The sequence below is a fragment of the Amycolatopsis echigonensis genome (genome assembly GCF_002846615.1).
Taxonomy (GTDB): Bacteria; Actinomycetota; Actinomycetes; order Mycobacteriales; family Pseudonocardiaceae; genus Amycolatopsis; species Amycolatopsis echigonensis.
Genome location: NZ_PJMY01000003.1, coordinates 3,480,244 through 3,494,867, shown reverse-complemented (window position 1 = coordinate 3,494,867; position 14,624 = coordinate 3,480,244). Strand labels below are relative to the sequence as shown.

Sequence of the window (14,624 nt, the reverse complement as noted above, 5' to 3'; positions counted from 1 at the left end):
ACACGCTAGCCGTGCCAGCAATGCACGTCTCACATGACTCTCGCCACAGTGGGTGTGGATCGAGGGAGTGTATTGGTAGTGATCCGACCGTCCGCAATGCGTCCCGGTCAGAGTACGTTCGGTGACCTTGTGTGATTGGTCACTGGATCGATCTCGGCCCGGTTTTGTCGGTGCCCTGTGCGAAGCTTCGGCACGTGGTGGGAGAGCGAGGACGGAGGCTGCTGGACCGGGTCACGGCGGGGATCCCGGCGCACGAAAACCCGGTCACGCACGTGTCACGGCTGCCGGAACGCGCGGCCCGGTACGAGCCGTGGCCGGAGTGGGCGGAGCCGTCGGTCGTGGCCGCGTTCCGCGCGTCCGGAGTTGAAAAACCGTGGCGGCACCAGGTCGAGGCGGCTTCGCTGGCTCATGCCGGCACGCACGTCGTCGTGTCCACCGGCACGGCGTCGGGAAAGTCGCTGGCGTATCAGCTGCCGGTGCTCAGCGCACTGGCCACGGACGCGCGGGCGACCGCGCTGTACCTCTCGCCGACGAAGGCGCTCGGCGCGGATCAGCTGCGCGCGGTGTCCTCTTTGGACGTCGCGGGAGTGCGCGCGGCGGCGTTCGACGGGGACACCCCGATGACAGAGCGCGACTGGGTCCGCGCGCACGCGAACTGGGTGTTCAGCAACCCGGACATGCTCCACCGCGGCATCCTTTCGGCGCACTCCCGATGGACGCAGTTCTTCCGGCGGTTGCGGTACGTCGTGGTCGACGAATGCCACAGCTATCGCGGCGTCTTCGGCTCGCACGTCGCGCTGTTGCTGCGTCGCCTGCGCCGGGTGGCGGAACATTACGGTGCGTCCCCGGTATTCGTGCTGGCTTCGGCGACCACTGCTTCGCCCGCCTCTTTCGCTACTCGGCTCACCGGCGTGGAGTGCGCTGCGATCACCGATGACGCGTCACCGCGCGGGGCACGGACGGTCGCACTGTGGGAGCCGCCGCTGCTGGATGAACTGACTGGCGAGAACGGCGCGCCCGTCCGCCGTCCGGCCGGCGTCGAGACCGCGCGGATTCTCACCGAACTCGTCGTCGAAGGGGCTCGGTCGCTGGCTTTCGTTCGCTCTCGCCGCGGTGCCGAGCTGACCGCCCTGGGAGCCCGCCGCCTTTTGTCCGAAGTGGACCCTCGGTTGGCGGATACCGTTGCCGCGTACCGATCCGGCTATCTCCCTGAGGAGCGGCGCGCCCTAGAACAAGCGCTGCTCTCGGGTCGGCTGCTAGGTGTCGCGACCACGAACGCCTTGGAGCTGGGCGTCGACATCGCCGGCCTGGACGCGGTGGTTCTGGCGGGCTATCCCGGGACCCTCGCTTCGTTCTGGCAGCAATCCGGCCGCGCCGGGCGTTCGGGCGATGAAGCGCTGGTGGTGTTCGTCGCGCGGGACGATCCGCTCGACACCTACCTGGTGCACCATCCGGCCGCGTTGCTGGAACGCCCGGTGGAGACGGCGGTGCTGGACCCGACGAACCCGTACGTGCTGGGCCCGCAGCTCGCGTGCGCCGTCGCGGAGTTGCCGCTCACCGAACCGGAACTGGAAACCTTCGGCGGCGACGCGGCCCGCGCGGTGCTGGCGGATCTGGCCGAGGAGAAGCTGCTGCGCCGCCGGTCGAGTGGCTGGTACTGGACCTCGCGCGACCGTCCGCACGGAGAGGTAGGCATCCGCGGCTCGGGCGGCGATCAGATCGCGGTAGTGGAAGCAGACTCGGGCCGGATGCTGGGCACCGTCGATCCTGGCTCGGCTTGCTACTCCGTACATCCCGGCGCGGTGTATTTGCACCAGGGGTCCTCGTATGTCGTCGATGAGCTGGACCTGGAGACGGGTCTGGCGCTGGTGCACGCGGAGGACCCGGACTGGACGACTTCGCCGCGCGAGATCGTGGATATTTCGGTGCTGTCGACGGAAGAACACTGCCGCCACGGCGGGGTAACGGTGTGCCTGGGCGAGGTCGCGGTCACGTCGCAGGTGGTGGGATACCTCCGGCGGCGGCCCTCGGGTGAGGTGCTGGACCATACGCCGCTTGACCTGCCGGAACAGAGCCTCCGCACGAGAGCGGTGTGGTACACGATTTCGGGCGAACTGCTGGAGTCTCCGGCTGGGGGCCGGGGTTCGGTGGCAGCCGCGCGGGTCGCGGGGGAGGTCGGCGGAGTCACTGCGGGGCATGCCGGACCGGTGGGGCCAGAGGGCACATCGCCCGCCGCAGGAATTTCCGGGCGGACGGGTGCGGGGTCGGCGAGCAGCCAGTCGGGTGGAGGACTCGCAGCGAGTGCGTCGCGCACTGCCGGGGGAACCGGCCGGGCCGATGCGCAATCGACGGCCAGTCGTGGGGAGCGAGAATCGACGGGGGCCGGAAGCGCGTCCCCAGCCGCCGGAGGAATCGGCGGGGCCGGGGCGGGATCGGCGGCCAGCTGTGCGGCCGGGGAACCGGGGGAGACCGGAAGCGCGTCTCCGGGCACCGGGGGAAGTGGCGAGGGCCCTGCGGGGTCGGCGAGCAGCCAGTCGGCTGGAGAACCAGCAGGGAGTGCGTCCCCAGCCGCCGGGGGAATTGGCGGGGCCGGGGCGGGGTCGGCGGCCAGATGTACGGCTGGGGAACCGGTGGGGGCCGGGGGCGCCTCGTCGGTTGTCGGGGTAACCGGCGAAGTTTCGGGCGATCCGGCGGCTGGGCGGGGGCCCGGGGCCGGGGTCGAGATCGGTGTTGCGGTGGGGCCGGTGGGGACCGGGGGTGCTGGCAGGGCACCGGGGGGCGCCGGTTTGGTTCCGGCGCGCGTCCCCGGTGCCCTGCATGCCGCCGAGCACGCGGCGATCGGCCTGCTACCGCTGTTCGCTACGTGCGACCGCTGGGACATCGGCGGGGTGTCTACCGCGTGGCACGAGGACACCGGGGAGGCGACGGTGTTCGTGCACGATGGGCATCCCGGGGGTGCGGGATTTGCCGACCGCGGTTATGCCGCGATTGTCCCGTGGCTGGCCGCTACGCGGGAGGCGATCATCTCCTGCGAGTGCCCGACGGGCTGCCCGTCCTGCGTCCAGTCGCCGAAGTGCGGGAACGGCAACGATCCGCTGGACAAGGCAGGGGCGGTGGCCGTACTGGGAGCCGTGCTCGGGGCGTTGCGTCAGCACGGGGAACAGTGCGGCCACGGTGGAACGTAAAACTGATTCGGTTGTCGCGTGCTGCCTGCCGGGATAGGACCGGATCAGGCGGCGGTGCTCTCGACCAGCATCGGGGCGTGCTCGTCGGCGAGGGCGCGGACCAGCACGTCCTGCACCTCGGCGGCGGGCGGCAGCTGCCAGCCGCACACCTCCGGCTTCACCCGCCAGTGCACGACGCCGTGCTGGAACGGCGACGGCGGCAGCGGGATGTAGCTGCCCTTTCCGTGCCACTGCACGGAAATCTGCTCGGCGAGTTCGGCCGGCAGATGCTCGGAGGGCCGGGTGAGGAACAGCCACCGGCCGTTCGGCATCGCGACGATCGGGGCCGGGTGCCCGATCGACCGCAGCAGCCGCGCGGCGCGCTTGCCCAGTTCCTGGTCCACCTCGACCGCGTCGAGCACGGTGCCGGTCGCGACGAGCAGGCTGTGCGTGCGGTCGCTGAACCAGCTGGCGACCTCGTGGGCGTGCGAACCGACCCGCTCACGCCAGTCGTCGTGCACGGGCACCGGTCGGCGCCAGGTCAGGTCGTCCCCCTCCGCGGTGATCTGTTCCGGGGTCGCCCCCGGAAGCACCGGCCAGCCGCGCCAAGCGAGGCCGATCGCCTCCGCACGCAGTTCGATGCGGAAGGCGTTCCGCCAGCTGTCCGGCCAATTCGCGTCCAACATTGCTTTCCTGCCTTCGAGGTCCGGTTTTCGCGCCGTCCGGGTCGGGGCCGTGGTGGCGCATGTCTCACTAAACGGCAAGTTGCACATTGCGGGGAAGACTCCACGCGACAACCGGCCGTTACCGAGCGATGAACGCCCAGTAGCCCACTGTCCGGCCGATAACGACGCGCCGATCACCGGCCGCTGACCCCACCATCCATCCCGCGAGAACGGGCTCACCACGGGATTCGACACTTTCCGGCCCTTCCGCACACGTCCTGACGCATACCACTGAGCAGCTCGCTGACCTGGGTATTTGACCGTTCAGCGTGCGTCAGCGACCGCTGCTCGTGGCGTTCGCCACTCATCGCCAGTGCCGGAAAAGTCCGGGCGGGCGAGGGTTCCGGCGACTGGTCACCGGTCCGGCTCGTCGCCGATGAACGGTTCCGGCGGGTGATCGGAACACCGTTGACGGCTGCGCACGGTGACAGAGCGGGAGGGTTGTCGGGGACGGTTGGCAGGCTGCAACTCCCTTCGAATGCGACGAGCGGTGGTGGTTCGCGCGAACCTGCGGCTGGCCTCCGTGCCAAGTCGCGTACTGGTCAGATGCGAGCAAATCGGACCGGAGCGGGTGGAGTTCGGCTCCCACGTGGGACACCAGGCCTGGCTCGTGCTCGAATCGCGGGCCCCGGCCGAACCGACGGTCACGACCCTCAGGTCCAGCCCGAGATCCGCACCGGCTTTCGCGGCGGCGTCCCGCCATGCGCCGCCGGATCGCAGCGGCCAGCAGCGACATCAGCAGCACGGGACGGCGAACGGCGAGCAACCAGCTCGGCGAGACTCGCGTGCGGCCGCCGGTCAGGGAGGCAGATCAACCGGACCGGCGCGGGCTTTCGCGGTTGGCGCGGGCAGGCCGGGAATCGGGGCGGCAATGGCGCGGACCTCGATGAAAGCGTCGCGGTTGTGCCAGCGGCAGCTGGTCATCGTGGTGCGTTCGTGGTCGGCGACCTCCTTGGCTCGGGCGCAGGCGATGGTCGGTCCGGCGGCGGCGTGGGCTGCCGCGGCCAGCGCGCCCAGGTCGGCGGCGGCTTCAGTGCGGTGGCGGGCGGTGATGGCCGCGGCTAACCACCACACCAGGACCGTCACGGCGATCAGGGTGGTCGCGGCTAGGGCCGTCCAGATCGTGGCTACGCCAGCGTCGGCTGGTTGTTCTTGGTTCATGAGGCTGGGCCTGGTTCGACGATGGCGTAGGCGGTTGCGCTCAGATGGAGAGCAGACAGGGCGTCGGTGGTTACTTCGGCGGTGATGCCGTCGCCGGCGCGATGGATGGCGAGGTGAGCGCCGCGCGGAGCAATGGTTTGGACCACTGCGTCGGCGGCTCCCGACTGTCCGGCCGCGGTCAGGCGGGCGGCTTCGCGGGCGGCGTCCAGGCATCGGAGGTGTCCGGCGATCGCACTGGTGCCCGCGAGCAGGATCGCCAGCACGGCGGTCAGCGCGCCCAGCGAAAGAGCGGCTTCCACCGTGACGAATCCGCCGTCCCGGCGACGGCTCGCCATCAGGTCGCCACCGTCAGGGCTTTGTGCACCAAGCCGGCCAACGTCGCGGAGACCGAGTCCCCGCTGAGCAACACGTAGAGCGCCACGGCGAACGCCGCCGCGGCTACCGTGCCGATGGCGTATTCGGCGGTGGTGGTGCCCTCGTCTCCGGGCAAGAACCACATGGTCGGTTTCCCTTTCTGTCGTGGACGGGTTCACAGCAGGCCGCCGATCCGCCCGGCCAGGCCGAGCACGACCGGCAGCACGCCGAGGGCGAAGAACGCGGGCAGGAAGCACAGACCTACTGGCAAGGCCAGCGCGACTCCGGCACGTTCGGCGCGTTCTTCGGCCTCGACGCCCAGTCCGTCGCGGATGCGGCGGGCGAGGTCGTCGGCAGTCGAGGCGAGGGCTGCCCCGGACCGCGCGGTTCGGGTGGCTGCGACTGCCAGCTCGGCGAAGCCAGGCCGGCCTCGGATAGGGGCCCAGGCCGGAGTCGAGTCGGCGCCTAGAGCGAGCAGGTTCGCGGTTGCGTGCAGGGCGTTTCCGGTGTCGGGTGGTGCGCCGGGCGCTACGGCTTCCAGGGCCGTTGGAACTGGCATTCCGGCGCGCAGGCAGGCAGCGAGCATGTCCAGGACCGACGCGCAACGGAGTCGTTCCGCGATGTCGTCTGGGTTGCGAGGCTGTCGGGATCGTCGCAAGAGCCACCAGGCGCCCGCGCCAGCGGCTAGTCCTACCGGGATTCCGGTGAGGACGGTTGCGGACAGGCCTGCGACGAGCGCGGTGGCGGGGTGCCAGATCTCTGGGCGCAGGGTGCGGTGTGGTCGTTTCGTTCGGGCCAGATGTCGGGGCGGGGCGGTGTTTGGCCAGAGCAGTAGTGCGGTGGCAGCGAGGCCGAGGCTGAGTGCGGTCACGGGGCGACCTTGCGGTTGGTCAGGGCTCTGGACCAAGCGGTGCCTGCCCAAAGCAGCGCCGCGCCTGCGACGAGGAATGCTTGGCCGATAAGGGTTTCGGTGAGGACTGCCAGCGGGTTGGCACCGATGAGCTGACCCATCGCCAGGCAGCCGACGGGCAGCACGGTCAGGACTATGGCGCTCATGCGCGGGCCAGCCATCTTGGCGCGCAGACGGCGCGTGAAGGCGACTTCGGCGTCGACGTCTCGGCGGGCGGCTTCGAGAGCGTCGGCGATGGGCAGGCCGTGGCGACGGGCGAGGTTCCAGGATTGGGCGACGGCGGGGAGCACAGCCGATTCCAGGGTTCCGTCCAGACGGGCGGCGGCGGAGAGGTTGTGCAGTTCCGCGGCGAGTTCGGGGACGGCGTCCGCGGCCGCTTCGGCGGCGGTTACCGGGTGGGCGCCGGCGCGGAGTTCGGAGACCATCGTGCGGAGAACAGTCGAGGTGCGCTCGCCGCGGGTCAGGGTTTCGCTGGTTTCCCTTCTGCTGCGCCATTCCTGACGGACGGCGAGGGTGAGTAGGGCGGTGGCTATCGCCGCACCGATTCCGCCCAGCGGCAGGGCGACGACCGCTGGAGCCAGCCAGAGGACCCGGCGGGGCGGGATGAGCACGCGGAGCTGGAGACGGGGCGTCGGGAGCAGGCGGTTGGGAACGGTTGGCCAGCACAGGATTCCGGTGCCTGCGCAGAGGAACGGCCACGCGGAGATCAACGGGGTCACCTCGATGCTGGGCGGTTGGGCGATGGTGGGGTGCGGTTCTTGCGGCGAGGAGTTGTCGTACGAGGGAGGTGCGCGCGTTCCGAGGCTGGGACGAGGTCTGGCGCGAGCGAACGCGCATGCAGGAGACGGCGCGCACTGGGGCGGTCAGGGAGGGCTAGTCGCGAGCCGGTTCGGGAGTAGTCAGGGCGGTAAAGAGGGAGCGACGGCTCGTCCAGTGGCCGTCGCGCCAGACGGGGTGGATTTTTACTTCTCCGTGGTAGCGCTGGAGTACTGCGACTTCCGTCAGACGGCGGCCGGAGGTTGTTCGGCGCATGTGGAGGATCACCCGGACTGCTGCGGCCAACTGGCTGTGCAGGGCGTCTCGCGGAAGGCCGCCCAGGGCTGCCAAGGCTTCCAGGCGGGCAGGTGCTTCTGCGGGCGAGTTCGCGTGCAGGGTGCAGGCACCGCCGTCGTGGCCGGTGTTCATGGCATTCAGCAGGGAGCACACTTCTGCTCCCCGAACCTCGCCGACGACCAGACGGTCTGGGCGCATCCGCAAGGCTTGGCGGACCAGCTCCGGGAGTTCTACGGCACCAGCGCCTTCCACGTTCGCGGGGCGGGCGACGAGGCTTACGAACTGCGGGTGGGTCGGACGTAGTTCTCCGGCGTCTTCGACACAGACGATTCGTTCGATGGGAGCTACCGCACCCAACAGGGCGCTCAGGAGCGTCGTCTTTCCGGCACCGGTGCCGCCGGTGATCAGGAAGGCTAGACGGTGCTTGAGGATTGTGCGGAGGATGCCCAGAGCGGTTAGGTCGAGGGAACCTTGTGCGTGGAGCGCGGCTAGGTCGTGGGTCACCGGGCGCAGGACCCGCAGCGACAGGCAGGTGCCGTTGGCTGCGATAGGCGGCAGTACGGCATGGACGCGAATCCGGCCTTGGCGGGCGGGGAGCCAACCGTCGACATAGGGCTGGGCGTCGTCCAGGCGACGGCCTGCGGCTAGGGCCAGGCGTTGCGCTAGGCGGCGGACGGCGTCCTCGTTCGGGAAGCGGATCGTCGTGTGGGCAAGGCCAGCGGGGCCGTCGGTCCATACCTGGTCGGGCGCGGTGACCAGGACGTCGGTGACGGTGTCGTCCTCCAGCAACGGAGCTAGCGGGCCTGCGCCAACGAACTCGTCTCGGGCTTCACGAACGGCGGCCAGTACCGCGTCGTGGCTCAGTGCGCCGCCGGCTTCGGCGCGAACGGCTTCGGCTAGGGCGATCGGGTCGGTGCCTCGGCTTTCGCCGGCCAGGCGGTGGCGGACTCGTTCGACGAGATCGGTCGTCATCTACGCCGCCTGTGCAGTCGCGAGAGGACGCAGGTTGGCCAGTACGGCGCGCGCGGCAGTCGCGAGTGCGCCCTTCGGGGGCAGGTCGAACTCGCCGGATTCCAAAGTGGTGGCCACTCGACGTTCCGGAGCCACAGCGGCGACCAAGGGCGGGCCCAGCATGCCCGCGGTCTGCGAGGCCGGGACACCGTCGATCCGCTGTCCACTTGCGACGACCGCGAACCGCTCGGTGTGCGGGCGGAGGTAGTTCAGGACCTGCTTCGCCGCCATGCAGGCTCGGAATTCGACGGGAACGACGAGCACCACCAAGTCGGCGACCGACGCGACGGCAACGGTGCCATCGTCGAAATGCCGGGGTAAATCGCAGACGACCGTCCGGCCAGCGCGGCTGCCCGCGGCGACCACAGCGGACAAGGCGCGCGGAGTCGGGCCGTCGCCGGAGCGACCGCAGGACAGCACGGGGAGCTCGCCACGGCTGGGGAGCGACGCGATCAGCGACGGCACAGAGACTCGGCCGGACAGCCGGACTTCGGGCCACCGCAGGCCTTTCGTGTGTTCCAGGCCTAACGGGAGATCCAATCCTCCGCCGAGCGGGTCGCAGTCGACTAAGAGCGCGGGCCCGGTGCGGGCGGCTTCGACAGCGACCGCCGCGGCCAGCACAGAGGTGCCGGAACCGCCTCGGCCGCCGACGAAAGCGATGACTGGGCCCGGAGATTCGGCTGGTGCGTCGGTGACATCGGCGAACGCGCCGGTCAAGCCCGCTTCGTCGTCGGGCAGGCTGAAGACTCGGCGGGCGCCGAGCGCGGCTGCGCGCCGCCAGGTCTCCAGACCGGGCGCGCCTTTGCAGACGAGCACGACACTGTCGCGCGCTGGCATCGGCGGACTGCCGCCAGTGATGTCCTCGTCCAGCACCACGAGCGGAGCTCGGGTCCATCGTCCTCGTGCGGCGGCCAAGTCTGGCGCGTGGTCGAACTCGCAACCGACTACGGCGGCGATGCGGCGGATCTCTTCGAACACGGTTCCCTCGCCGGAGACGACGAGCGGTTGTGCGGTGGCCATGTGCCCCTCCCCTGGGTCTCGTGGGCCGGACTTCCACCGTCGCCCGCCGCCGGAGCCCGCGGCAATGCCCGTTTTTCCGTCATGTGGATAACCCGGGTGTTGTGGACAACTCGGCGGACGAAATCGATCCAGTACCGCCTGAGTGTCCGCCCGCACCAGACAATGCACGGCTGCGCGCATTCGATCGAGAAAACGATTGCCGCGGAGAAACTCCGGAAAATCAAGTGGAAAGAAGTAAATTTGCCGCACCGAGAGGAGTAACCGACACCACAGCCGGAGAAAACACCGGAAAGGTAAGCGTGCGGTTAATTGATCTTGCTTCTGCGGCGCGCGTCGAGCGACCACGACCGCCCAGGTCAGCACGGGGAACACCGGTCGCGCAAAGACTTCCGGGCAGACCTGAAAATTGTTCGCCAATGCGGGAAAACGAGGGAGAATAGAAGGCGGCCCTCGCCAGGGGGGAGGGACGAGGGCCGCCAGGGGTTCAGCCCCGGGGGGTCGGACTGAACCGGCCCGGTTCACGACCGGGTCTGCTCACTGTAACTCCATTAGCTAAGAGTTGGCTGTGTGAGTGACACATACGATTCGATAACGGCACTCGAGACCGCGAGCGAGGCGATGTCATCGATTTTCCGGCCGTCGCCACGACCGGTGTGCTGCCAACAACGGCGCGCGGTACGCCTATCCTGATCACGTGGCCGAACCCCGCAGCGAAGAAGCACCCCGGCGCGTAGCCGCCTTCTTCGATCTCGACAAGACGATCATCGCGTCGTCCAGCGCGCTCGCGTTCAGCAAGCCGTTGCTGCGCGAGGGACTGATCAACCGTCGCGCGGCGCTGCGAAGTGCTTACGCGCAACTGGTTTTCTCTCTCGCCGGCGCGGACGCGGACAAGACCGAGCGGATGCGCGCCGAGGTTTCCGCGTTGTGCGCGGGCTGGGATGTGGCGCAGGTTTCGGCGATCGTGCGCGAAACCTTGCACGACGTGGTCGATCCGCTCGTGTACGTCGAAGCGACCGACCTCATCGCACAGCACCTCGCCGACGGACACGACGTGATCGTGCTGTCCGCGACCGGCGAGGAGGTCGCCGCGCCGGTCGCCGAGATGCTCGGCGCGACCCGCTGCGTCGCCACTCGCATGGAGATCGTCGACGGCCGCTACTCCGGCGAGGTCGATTTCTATTGCTACGGCGAGAACAAGGCCGTCGCCGCGAAGCAGCAAGCCGCCACGCACGGCTACGACCTCGCGGACTGCTTCGCCTACACCGATTCCAGCACCGACATCCCCCTGCTGGAGGTGGTGGGTCACCCGCACGCGGTGAACCCGGACAAACTGCTGCGCCGCACCGCGGAGGAACACGGCTGGCCGGTCCTCACGTTCGAGCGGCCGATGTCCTTGCGCACCCGGATCCCGGCGAAGTCGGCGGGGATGGTCGCGCTCGGCGTGGGCGCGGTCGCGGCGGGCGCTACCTGGTACAGCCTCAGCCGTCGCCGCCGGTCTCGCGGCACCGAAAACTGAGCACCCGCGTGGCGGTACCCATCCTCCGGTTTCCGCAGCTAGGCCCGTTGCTGAGGGTGTTGTCGTCACCGGATCGAGCCTCTGTACCGGTGCACCCGTACGCGCACTTGAAGTGACCGGGCTCACGGCGTAGAAAGTAGGTGCGGACGTTGATTCGGCCAGGACAGAGGTAGAAGAGAAGCCTCTGTCACCCCGGGCAACCTCCGTGCGCGGACTCCGGGTACCCACGCGCAGCACGCCGCGGGAGGCTCGTCGTCTAGGGACTGCGTACCGGGACGCCGGACGCCGAGTCCATGAAGGTACGACCAGAGTTGCACGCTTGGTCGCCCGAGATGTCCGCGCTGACTGGCGGTGCCCGTTGGCCCCTGGCTTACGGGTGCCGCCAGTGTTATGTCCGCACCCACGCGCAGCGGACCGAGCCGGTCTCGAAGAAATCCGCGCGCACCCGGACCCCGTCCTCCCAGGTGAACCCTCTCGTTCCTGCGCTCGGCCGATGGACAACCCCGTGTCGCGGTGAGTAGCTTCCCGATACCGGTGCTGCCCGGTGGACGCTTCACGACTCGCGTCCGCACCCGCGGCGGCACGCGACACTGGGAGGCAATTCGTGACGAACCGACTCGCGCGCACGCGGAGGATGCAGGTGTTCGCCGTTCCCCTTGCGGGGGTGCTCGCCGTCGGGGGGTTGAGTTCCTCGGCGTTCGCCGCGCCGAAACCGCCGCAGCAGACACCGCAGCAGGCGACCGCCCAGCTCGACGCCGCGGCCACGCGGGCGCTGCGCGGCATGAGCCTCGAAGAAAAAGTGGGGCAGCTGTTCGTCACGTGGGTGAACGGCAAGTCCGCGGACGAGGTCAACCCGAAGAACCAAACCGACTTCGGCGTCGACACTCCCGCGCAGGCCGTGCAGAAGTACCACCTCGGCGGCGTCATCTACTTCAACAACACCAGCCGCGACAACTTCGACGACCCGGCCCAGGTCGCGAAGCTGTCCAACGGCCTGCAGCGCGCGGCGATCTCGAGCGGCGCGCACATCCCGCTGCAGATCGGCACCGACCAGGAGGGCGGCACGGTCACGCGGATGGGCGCGCCGGCCACCGAGTTCCCCAACTCGATGGCGATCGCCGCAGGCCGCGATACCGGCGACGCGACCAAGGCCGCCACGATCCTGGGCCACGAGCTGCGCGCGGTCGGCATCAACCAGGACTACGCACCGGACGCGGACGTCAACTCCAACCCGGCCAACCCGGTCATCGGCGTCCGGTCGTTCTCCGGACGGCCCGACCTGGCCAGCAGTTTCGTCACCGCGGAGGTCAAGGGCTACCAGGATTCCGGTCCGGCGAACCAGACCGTCTCGTCCACCGCGAAGCATTTCCCCGGCCACGGCGACGCGGCCACCGACAGCCACACCGGACTGCCGAAGATCAACCGCACCGAGGAACAGTGGCGGGCGATCGACGTGCCGCCGTTCAAGGCCGCGATCGCCGCCGGCATCGACTCGATCATGAGCGCGCACATCCAGTTCCCGAGCCTCGACCCGTCCGGTGAGCCGGCGACGCTGTCGAAGCCGATCATCACCGGCAAGCTGCGCGGCGAACTCGGCTACAACGGGGTCGTGATCACCGACTCGCTCGAGATGCAGGGCGTGCGGGAGCTGCACAGCGACGCGGAAATCCCGGTCCTCGCCTTGAAAGCCGGAGTGGACCAGCTGCTCATGCCGGTGCATCTGGACGTCGCGATCAACTCTGTGCTCGCCGCGGTGAAGTCCGGCGACCTGCCGATGCAGCGGATCGACCAGAGCGTGCTGCGGGTGCTGAAGCTCAAGCTGAAGCGCGGAATCCTGTACTCGCCGTTCACCAACCCGGCGCAGGTCATGAAGAAGGTCGGCACGCCGGAGCACCTGGCCACCGCGCAGGGCATCGCCGACCGGTCGGTCACCGCGATCGCCAACGACGCCGGGGTGCTGCCGCTCAAGCAGAAGCCGTCGAGCGTGCTGGTCACCGGGTGGGGCGTGACCACGACTCAAACGCTTGCCGACCGCTTCACCGCGCACGGTACGAAGGCGACCGCGCTGGCCACCGGCCAGACGCCGACCGACGCGCAGATCGCCGAAGCCGCCTCAGCCGCGAAGCAGAACGACGTCGTCGTGGTGCTGACCAACAATCTCGGCGGTTTCCCCTTGCAGGGCAAGCTTCTTCAGGCACTGATGGACACCGGCAAGCCGGTGGTGGCGGTCGCCGCGCAGATCCCGTACGACGCCGGGTACGCGAACCCGGTGCCGACCTGGCTCGCCACCTACGGCTACATCACGCCGTCGCTCGAAGCGCTGGCCAAGGTCGTGCTCGGCGAGACGAAGCCCAGCGGGAAGCTGCCGGTCGACGTCCCGGCCGGGGCGGACGTGCACACCGTCAAATACCCCTTCGGACACGGACTGACCTGGTGACTCTCAACCGCAGGAATTTCCTGGCCGTTCCGGCTCTCGCTGTCCCAGTACTGGCGAGCGGCTCAGCAGCGGCACAGGCATCCGAGCCGCAGCCGGAGCAAAACCCGCTGGAACACCGGGTACTCACCGGTGCTGAACAGCTCGCCGCGCAGGGCTGGAGTCCGCTCGCCGGACGCAAGCTAGGCGTGCTGTCCAATCCGACGGGCGTGCTCGCCAACGGCGATCACATTGTCGACTCGATGGTCGCGGCGGGCGTACGTCCCGTCGCGGCCTTCGGGCCCGAGCACGGCTTTCGCGGCAGCGCGCAAGCCGGTGGCTCCCAAGGCGACTACACCGACCCGCGCGCCGGTATCCCGGTGTATGACGCGTACGGCGCTAACCCGACGAAACTCGCTTCGCTGTTCCAGAAGGCCGGACTAGACACTGTCGTCTTCGACATCGCTGACGTCGGCGCGCGCTTCTACACCTACATCTGGTCGCTGTACACGGCGATGGTCGCTGCCGCGAAGGTCAACGCGACCTTCGTCGTTCTAGATCGGCCAAACCCCATCGGCGGACGACTGTCCGGCCCAGTGCTGGACCCGAAATTCTCGTCCGGCGTCGGGCTGAAGCCGATCGCGCAGCAGCACGGCATGACCGTCGGCGAGCTGGCGCGGTTCTTCGCCGCTGAGTTCCTTCCCGGCGAAGGCGTGAAGCTGGCGAAGCTCGAAGTCGTCCAGGTACGCGGCTGGCGACGCGACAGCTTCTTCGCCGACACCGGTCTTCGTTGGGTCCTGCCGAGCCCCAACATGCCGACGCCGGACACCGCCCTCGTGTACCCGGGCACAGGCATGTTCGAGGGCACGGTGTTCTCCGAAGGACGCGGGACAACGCGGCCGTTCGAGATCATCGGCGCGCCCGGTCTCGACTGGCGTTGGCGCGAGGAACTCGAGAAGCTCCGCCTGCCGGGCGCGGCGTTCCGCGAGATCTACTTCGTGCCCACCTTCGGCAAGTTCGTGAACGAGCCTTGCGGCGGCGTACAAGTCACCGTCACCGATCCGCGGGCCTTCGACGCGATCAGCACCACCGTCTCGATGTTCGTGACGGCGAAGCGCATCGCACCCGACAAGTTCGGCTGGCGGCCGGACCACATGATCGACAAGCTGTCCGGATCCGCGCGGCTGCGCACCATGGTCGACGCCGGCGCCGGGGTCGACGAGATCACCGGCGCGTGGCGCGCCGAACTCGCCGACTTCGCCCGCAGACGCCGCCCCTACCTGATCTATCGCTGAGG

The 14,624-nt window shown here is 69.1% G+C and carries 12 protein-coding genes; 4 read left to right on the top strand and 8 right to left on the bottom strand.

What is annotated here, in order from left to right:
* The first annotated feature begins 194 nt into the window (after positions 1–194).
* A complete protein-coding gene (locus tag ATK30_RS21470; RefSeq protein WP_167441970.1) occupies positions 195–3,185 on the top strand; it encodes a DEAD/DEAH box helicase in 2,991 nt (996 codons plus the stop codon).
* Positions 3,186–3,229: 44 nt separating this feature from the next.
* Here the strand turns inward: ATK30_RS21470 and ATK30_RS21465 are convergent, their stop codons facing one another.
* From ATK30_RS21465 to ssd, 8 genes are all read right to left on the bottom strand, one after another.
* Positions 3,230–3,850 (bottom strand): bifunctional DNA primase/polymerase, encoded by a 621-nt coding sequence (locus ATK30_RS21465; protein WP_101437127.1) that lies wholly within the window; start codon positions 3,848–3,850, stop codon positions 3,230–3,232.
* A gap of 837 nt (positions 3,851–4,687) precedes the next feature.
* Positions 4,688–5,050, bottom strand: coding sequence for an Rv3654c family TadE-like protein (locus tag ATK30_RS21455; RefSeq protein WP_101437125.1), 363 nt, complete (start codon positions 5,048–5,050; stop codon positions 4,688–4,690).
* A complete protein-coding gene (locus tag ATK30_RS21450; protein WP_101437124.1) occupies positions 5,047–5,385 on the bottom strand; it encodes a TadE family type IV pilus minor pilin in 339 nt (112 codons plus the stop codon). The genes ATK30_RS21455 and ATK30_RS21450 overlap by 4 nt, the downstream gene beginning before the upstream one ends.
* Complete coding sequence (locus ATK30_RS21445) at positions 5,385–5,549, bottom strand: DUF4244 domain-containing protein (protein WP_078561018.1); 165 nt, start codon at positions 5,547–5,549, stop codon at positions 5,385–5,387. Before ATK30_RS21445 ends, ATK30_RS21450 begins: the two co-directional genes overlap by 1 nt.
* Before the next feature lie 30 nt (positions 5,550–5,579).
* Positions 5,580–5,990 carry a type II secretion system F family protein gene (locus tag ATK30_RS21440; protein ID WP_376772243.1) on the bottom strand — a complete coding sequence of 137 codons (411 nt, stop codon included), beginning with the start codon at positions 5,988–5,990 and terminating at the stop codon, positions 5,580–5,582.
* A gap of 281 nt (positions 5,991–6,271) precedes the next feature.
* Positions 6,272–6,925 (bottom strand): type II secretion system F family protein, encoded by a 654-nt coding sequence (locus tag ATK30_RS21435; protein ID WP_244194683.1) that lies wholly within the window; start codon positions 6,923–6,925, stop codon positions 6,272–6,274.
* A 262-nt stretch (positions 6,926–7,187) separates the two neighbouring features.
* Complete coding sequence (locus tag ATK30_RS21430; protein ID WP_101437121.1) at positions 7,188–8,339, bottom strand: TadA family conjugal transfer-associated ATPase; 1,152 nt, start codon at positions 8,337–8,339, stop codon at positions 7,188–7,190.
* Positions 8,340–9,398, bottom strand: a complete 1,059-nt coding sequence (gene ssd, locus ATK30_RS21425) for a septum site-determining protein Ssd (RefSeq protein ID WP_101437120.1) — start codon at positions 9,396–9,398, stop codon at positions 8,340–8,342.
* A gap of 694 nt (positions 9,399–10,092) precedes the next feature.
* Between ssd and ATK30_RS21420 the strand changes: the two genes are divergently transcribed.
* The 3 genes from ATK30_RS21420 to ATK30_RS21410 all read left to right on the top strand — a co-directional run bounded on the left by ATK30_RS21420 (position 10,093) and on the right by ATK30_RS21410 (position 14,622).
* On the top strand, positions 10,093–10,914 hold the full coding sequence (locus ATK30_RS21420; protein ID WP_101437119.1) for an HAD family hydrolase: 822 nt from the start codon (positions 10,093–10,095) through the stop codon (positions 10,912–10,914).
* Positions 10,915–11,548: 634 nt separating this feature from the next.
* Positions 11,549–13,351: a glycoside hydrolase family 3 protein gene (locus tag ATK30_RS21415; RefSeq protein ID WP_167442203.1), complete on the top strand. Its 1,803-nt coding sequence runs from the start codon at positions 11,549–11,551 to the stop codon at positions 13,349–13,351.
* The gene (locus ATK30_RS21410; RefSeq protein ID WP_101437118.1) at positions 13,348–14,622 is read left to right on the top strand and encodes an exo-beta-N-acetylmuramidase NamZ family protein; all 1,275 of its coding nucleotides are present in this window, start codon (positions 13,348–13,350) and stop codon (positions 14,620–14,622) included. The genes ATK30_RS21415 and ATK30_RS21410 overlap by 4 nt, the downstream gene beginning before the upstream one ends.
* The last annotated feature ends 2 nt before the right edge of the window (positions 14,623–14,624 follow it).

Excerpts from the sequence above, each read along its gene's own strand:
- ATK30_RS21465 (WP_101437127.1), bottom strand. The coding sequence starts at position 3,850 with ATGTTGGACGCGAATTGGCCGGACAGCTGGCGGAACGCCTTCCGCATC.
- ATK30_RS21455 (WP_101437125.1), bottom strand. The coding sequence starts at position 5,050 with ATGAACCAAGAACAACCAGCCGACGCTGGCGTAGCCACGATCTGGACG.
- ATK30_RS21450 (WP_101437124.1), bottom strand. The coding sequence starts at position 5,385 with ATGGCGAGCCGTCGCCGGGACGGCGGATTCGTCACGGTGGAAGCCGCT.
- ATK30_RS21445 (WP_078561018.1), bottom strand. The coding sequence starts at position 5,549 with ATGTGGTTCTTGCCCGGAGACGAGGGCACCACCACCGCCGAATACGCC.
- ATK30_RS21440 (WP_376772243.1), bottom strand. The coding sequence starts at position 5,990 with ATGCTCGCTGCCTGCCTGCGCGCCGGAATGCCAGTTCCAACGGCCCTG.
- ATK30_RS21430 (WP_101437121.1), bottom strand. The coding sequence starts at position 8,339 with ATGACGACCGATCTCGTCGAACGAGTCCGCCACCGCCTGGCCGGCGAA.
- ssd (WP_101437120.1), bottom strand. The coding sequence starts at position 9,398 with ATGGCCACCGCACAACCGCTCGTCGTCTCCGGCGAGGGAACCGTGTTC.
- ATK30_RS21415 (WP_167442203.1), top strand. The coding sequence starts at position 11,549 with ATGCAGGTGTTCGCCGTTCCCCTTGCGGGGGTGCTCGCCGTCGGGGGG.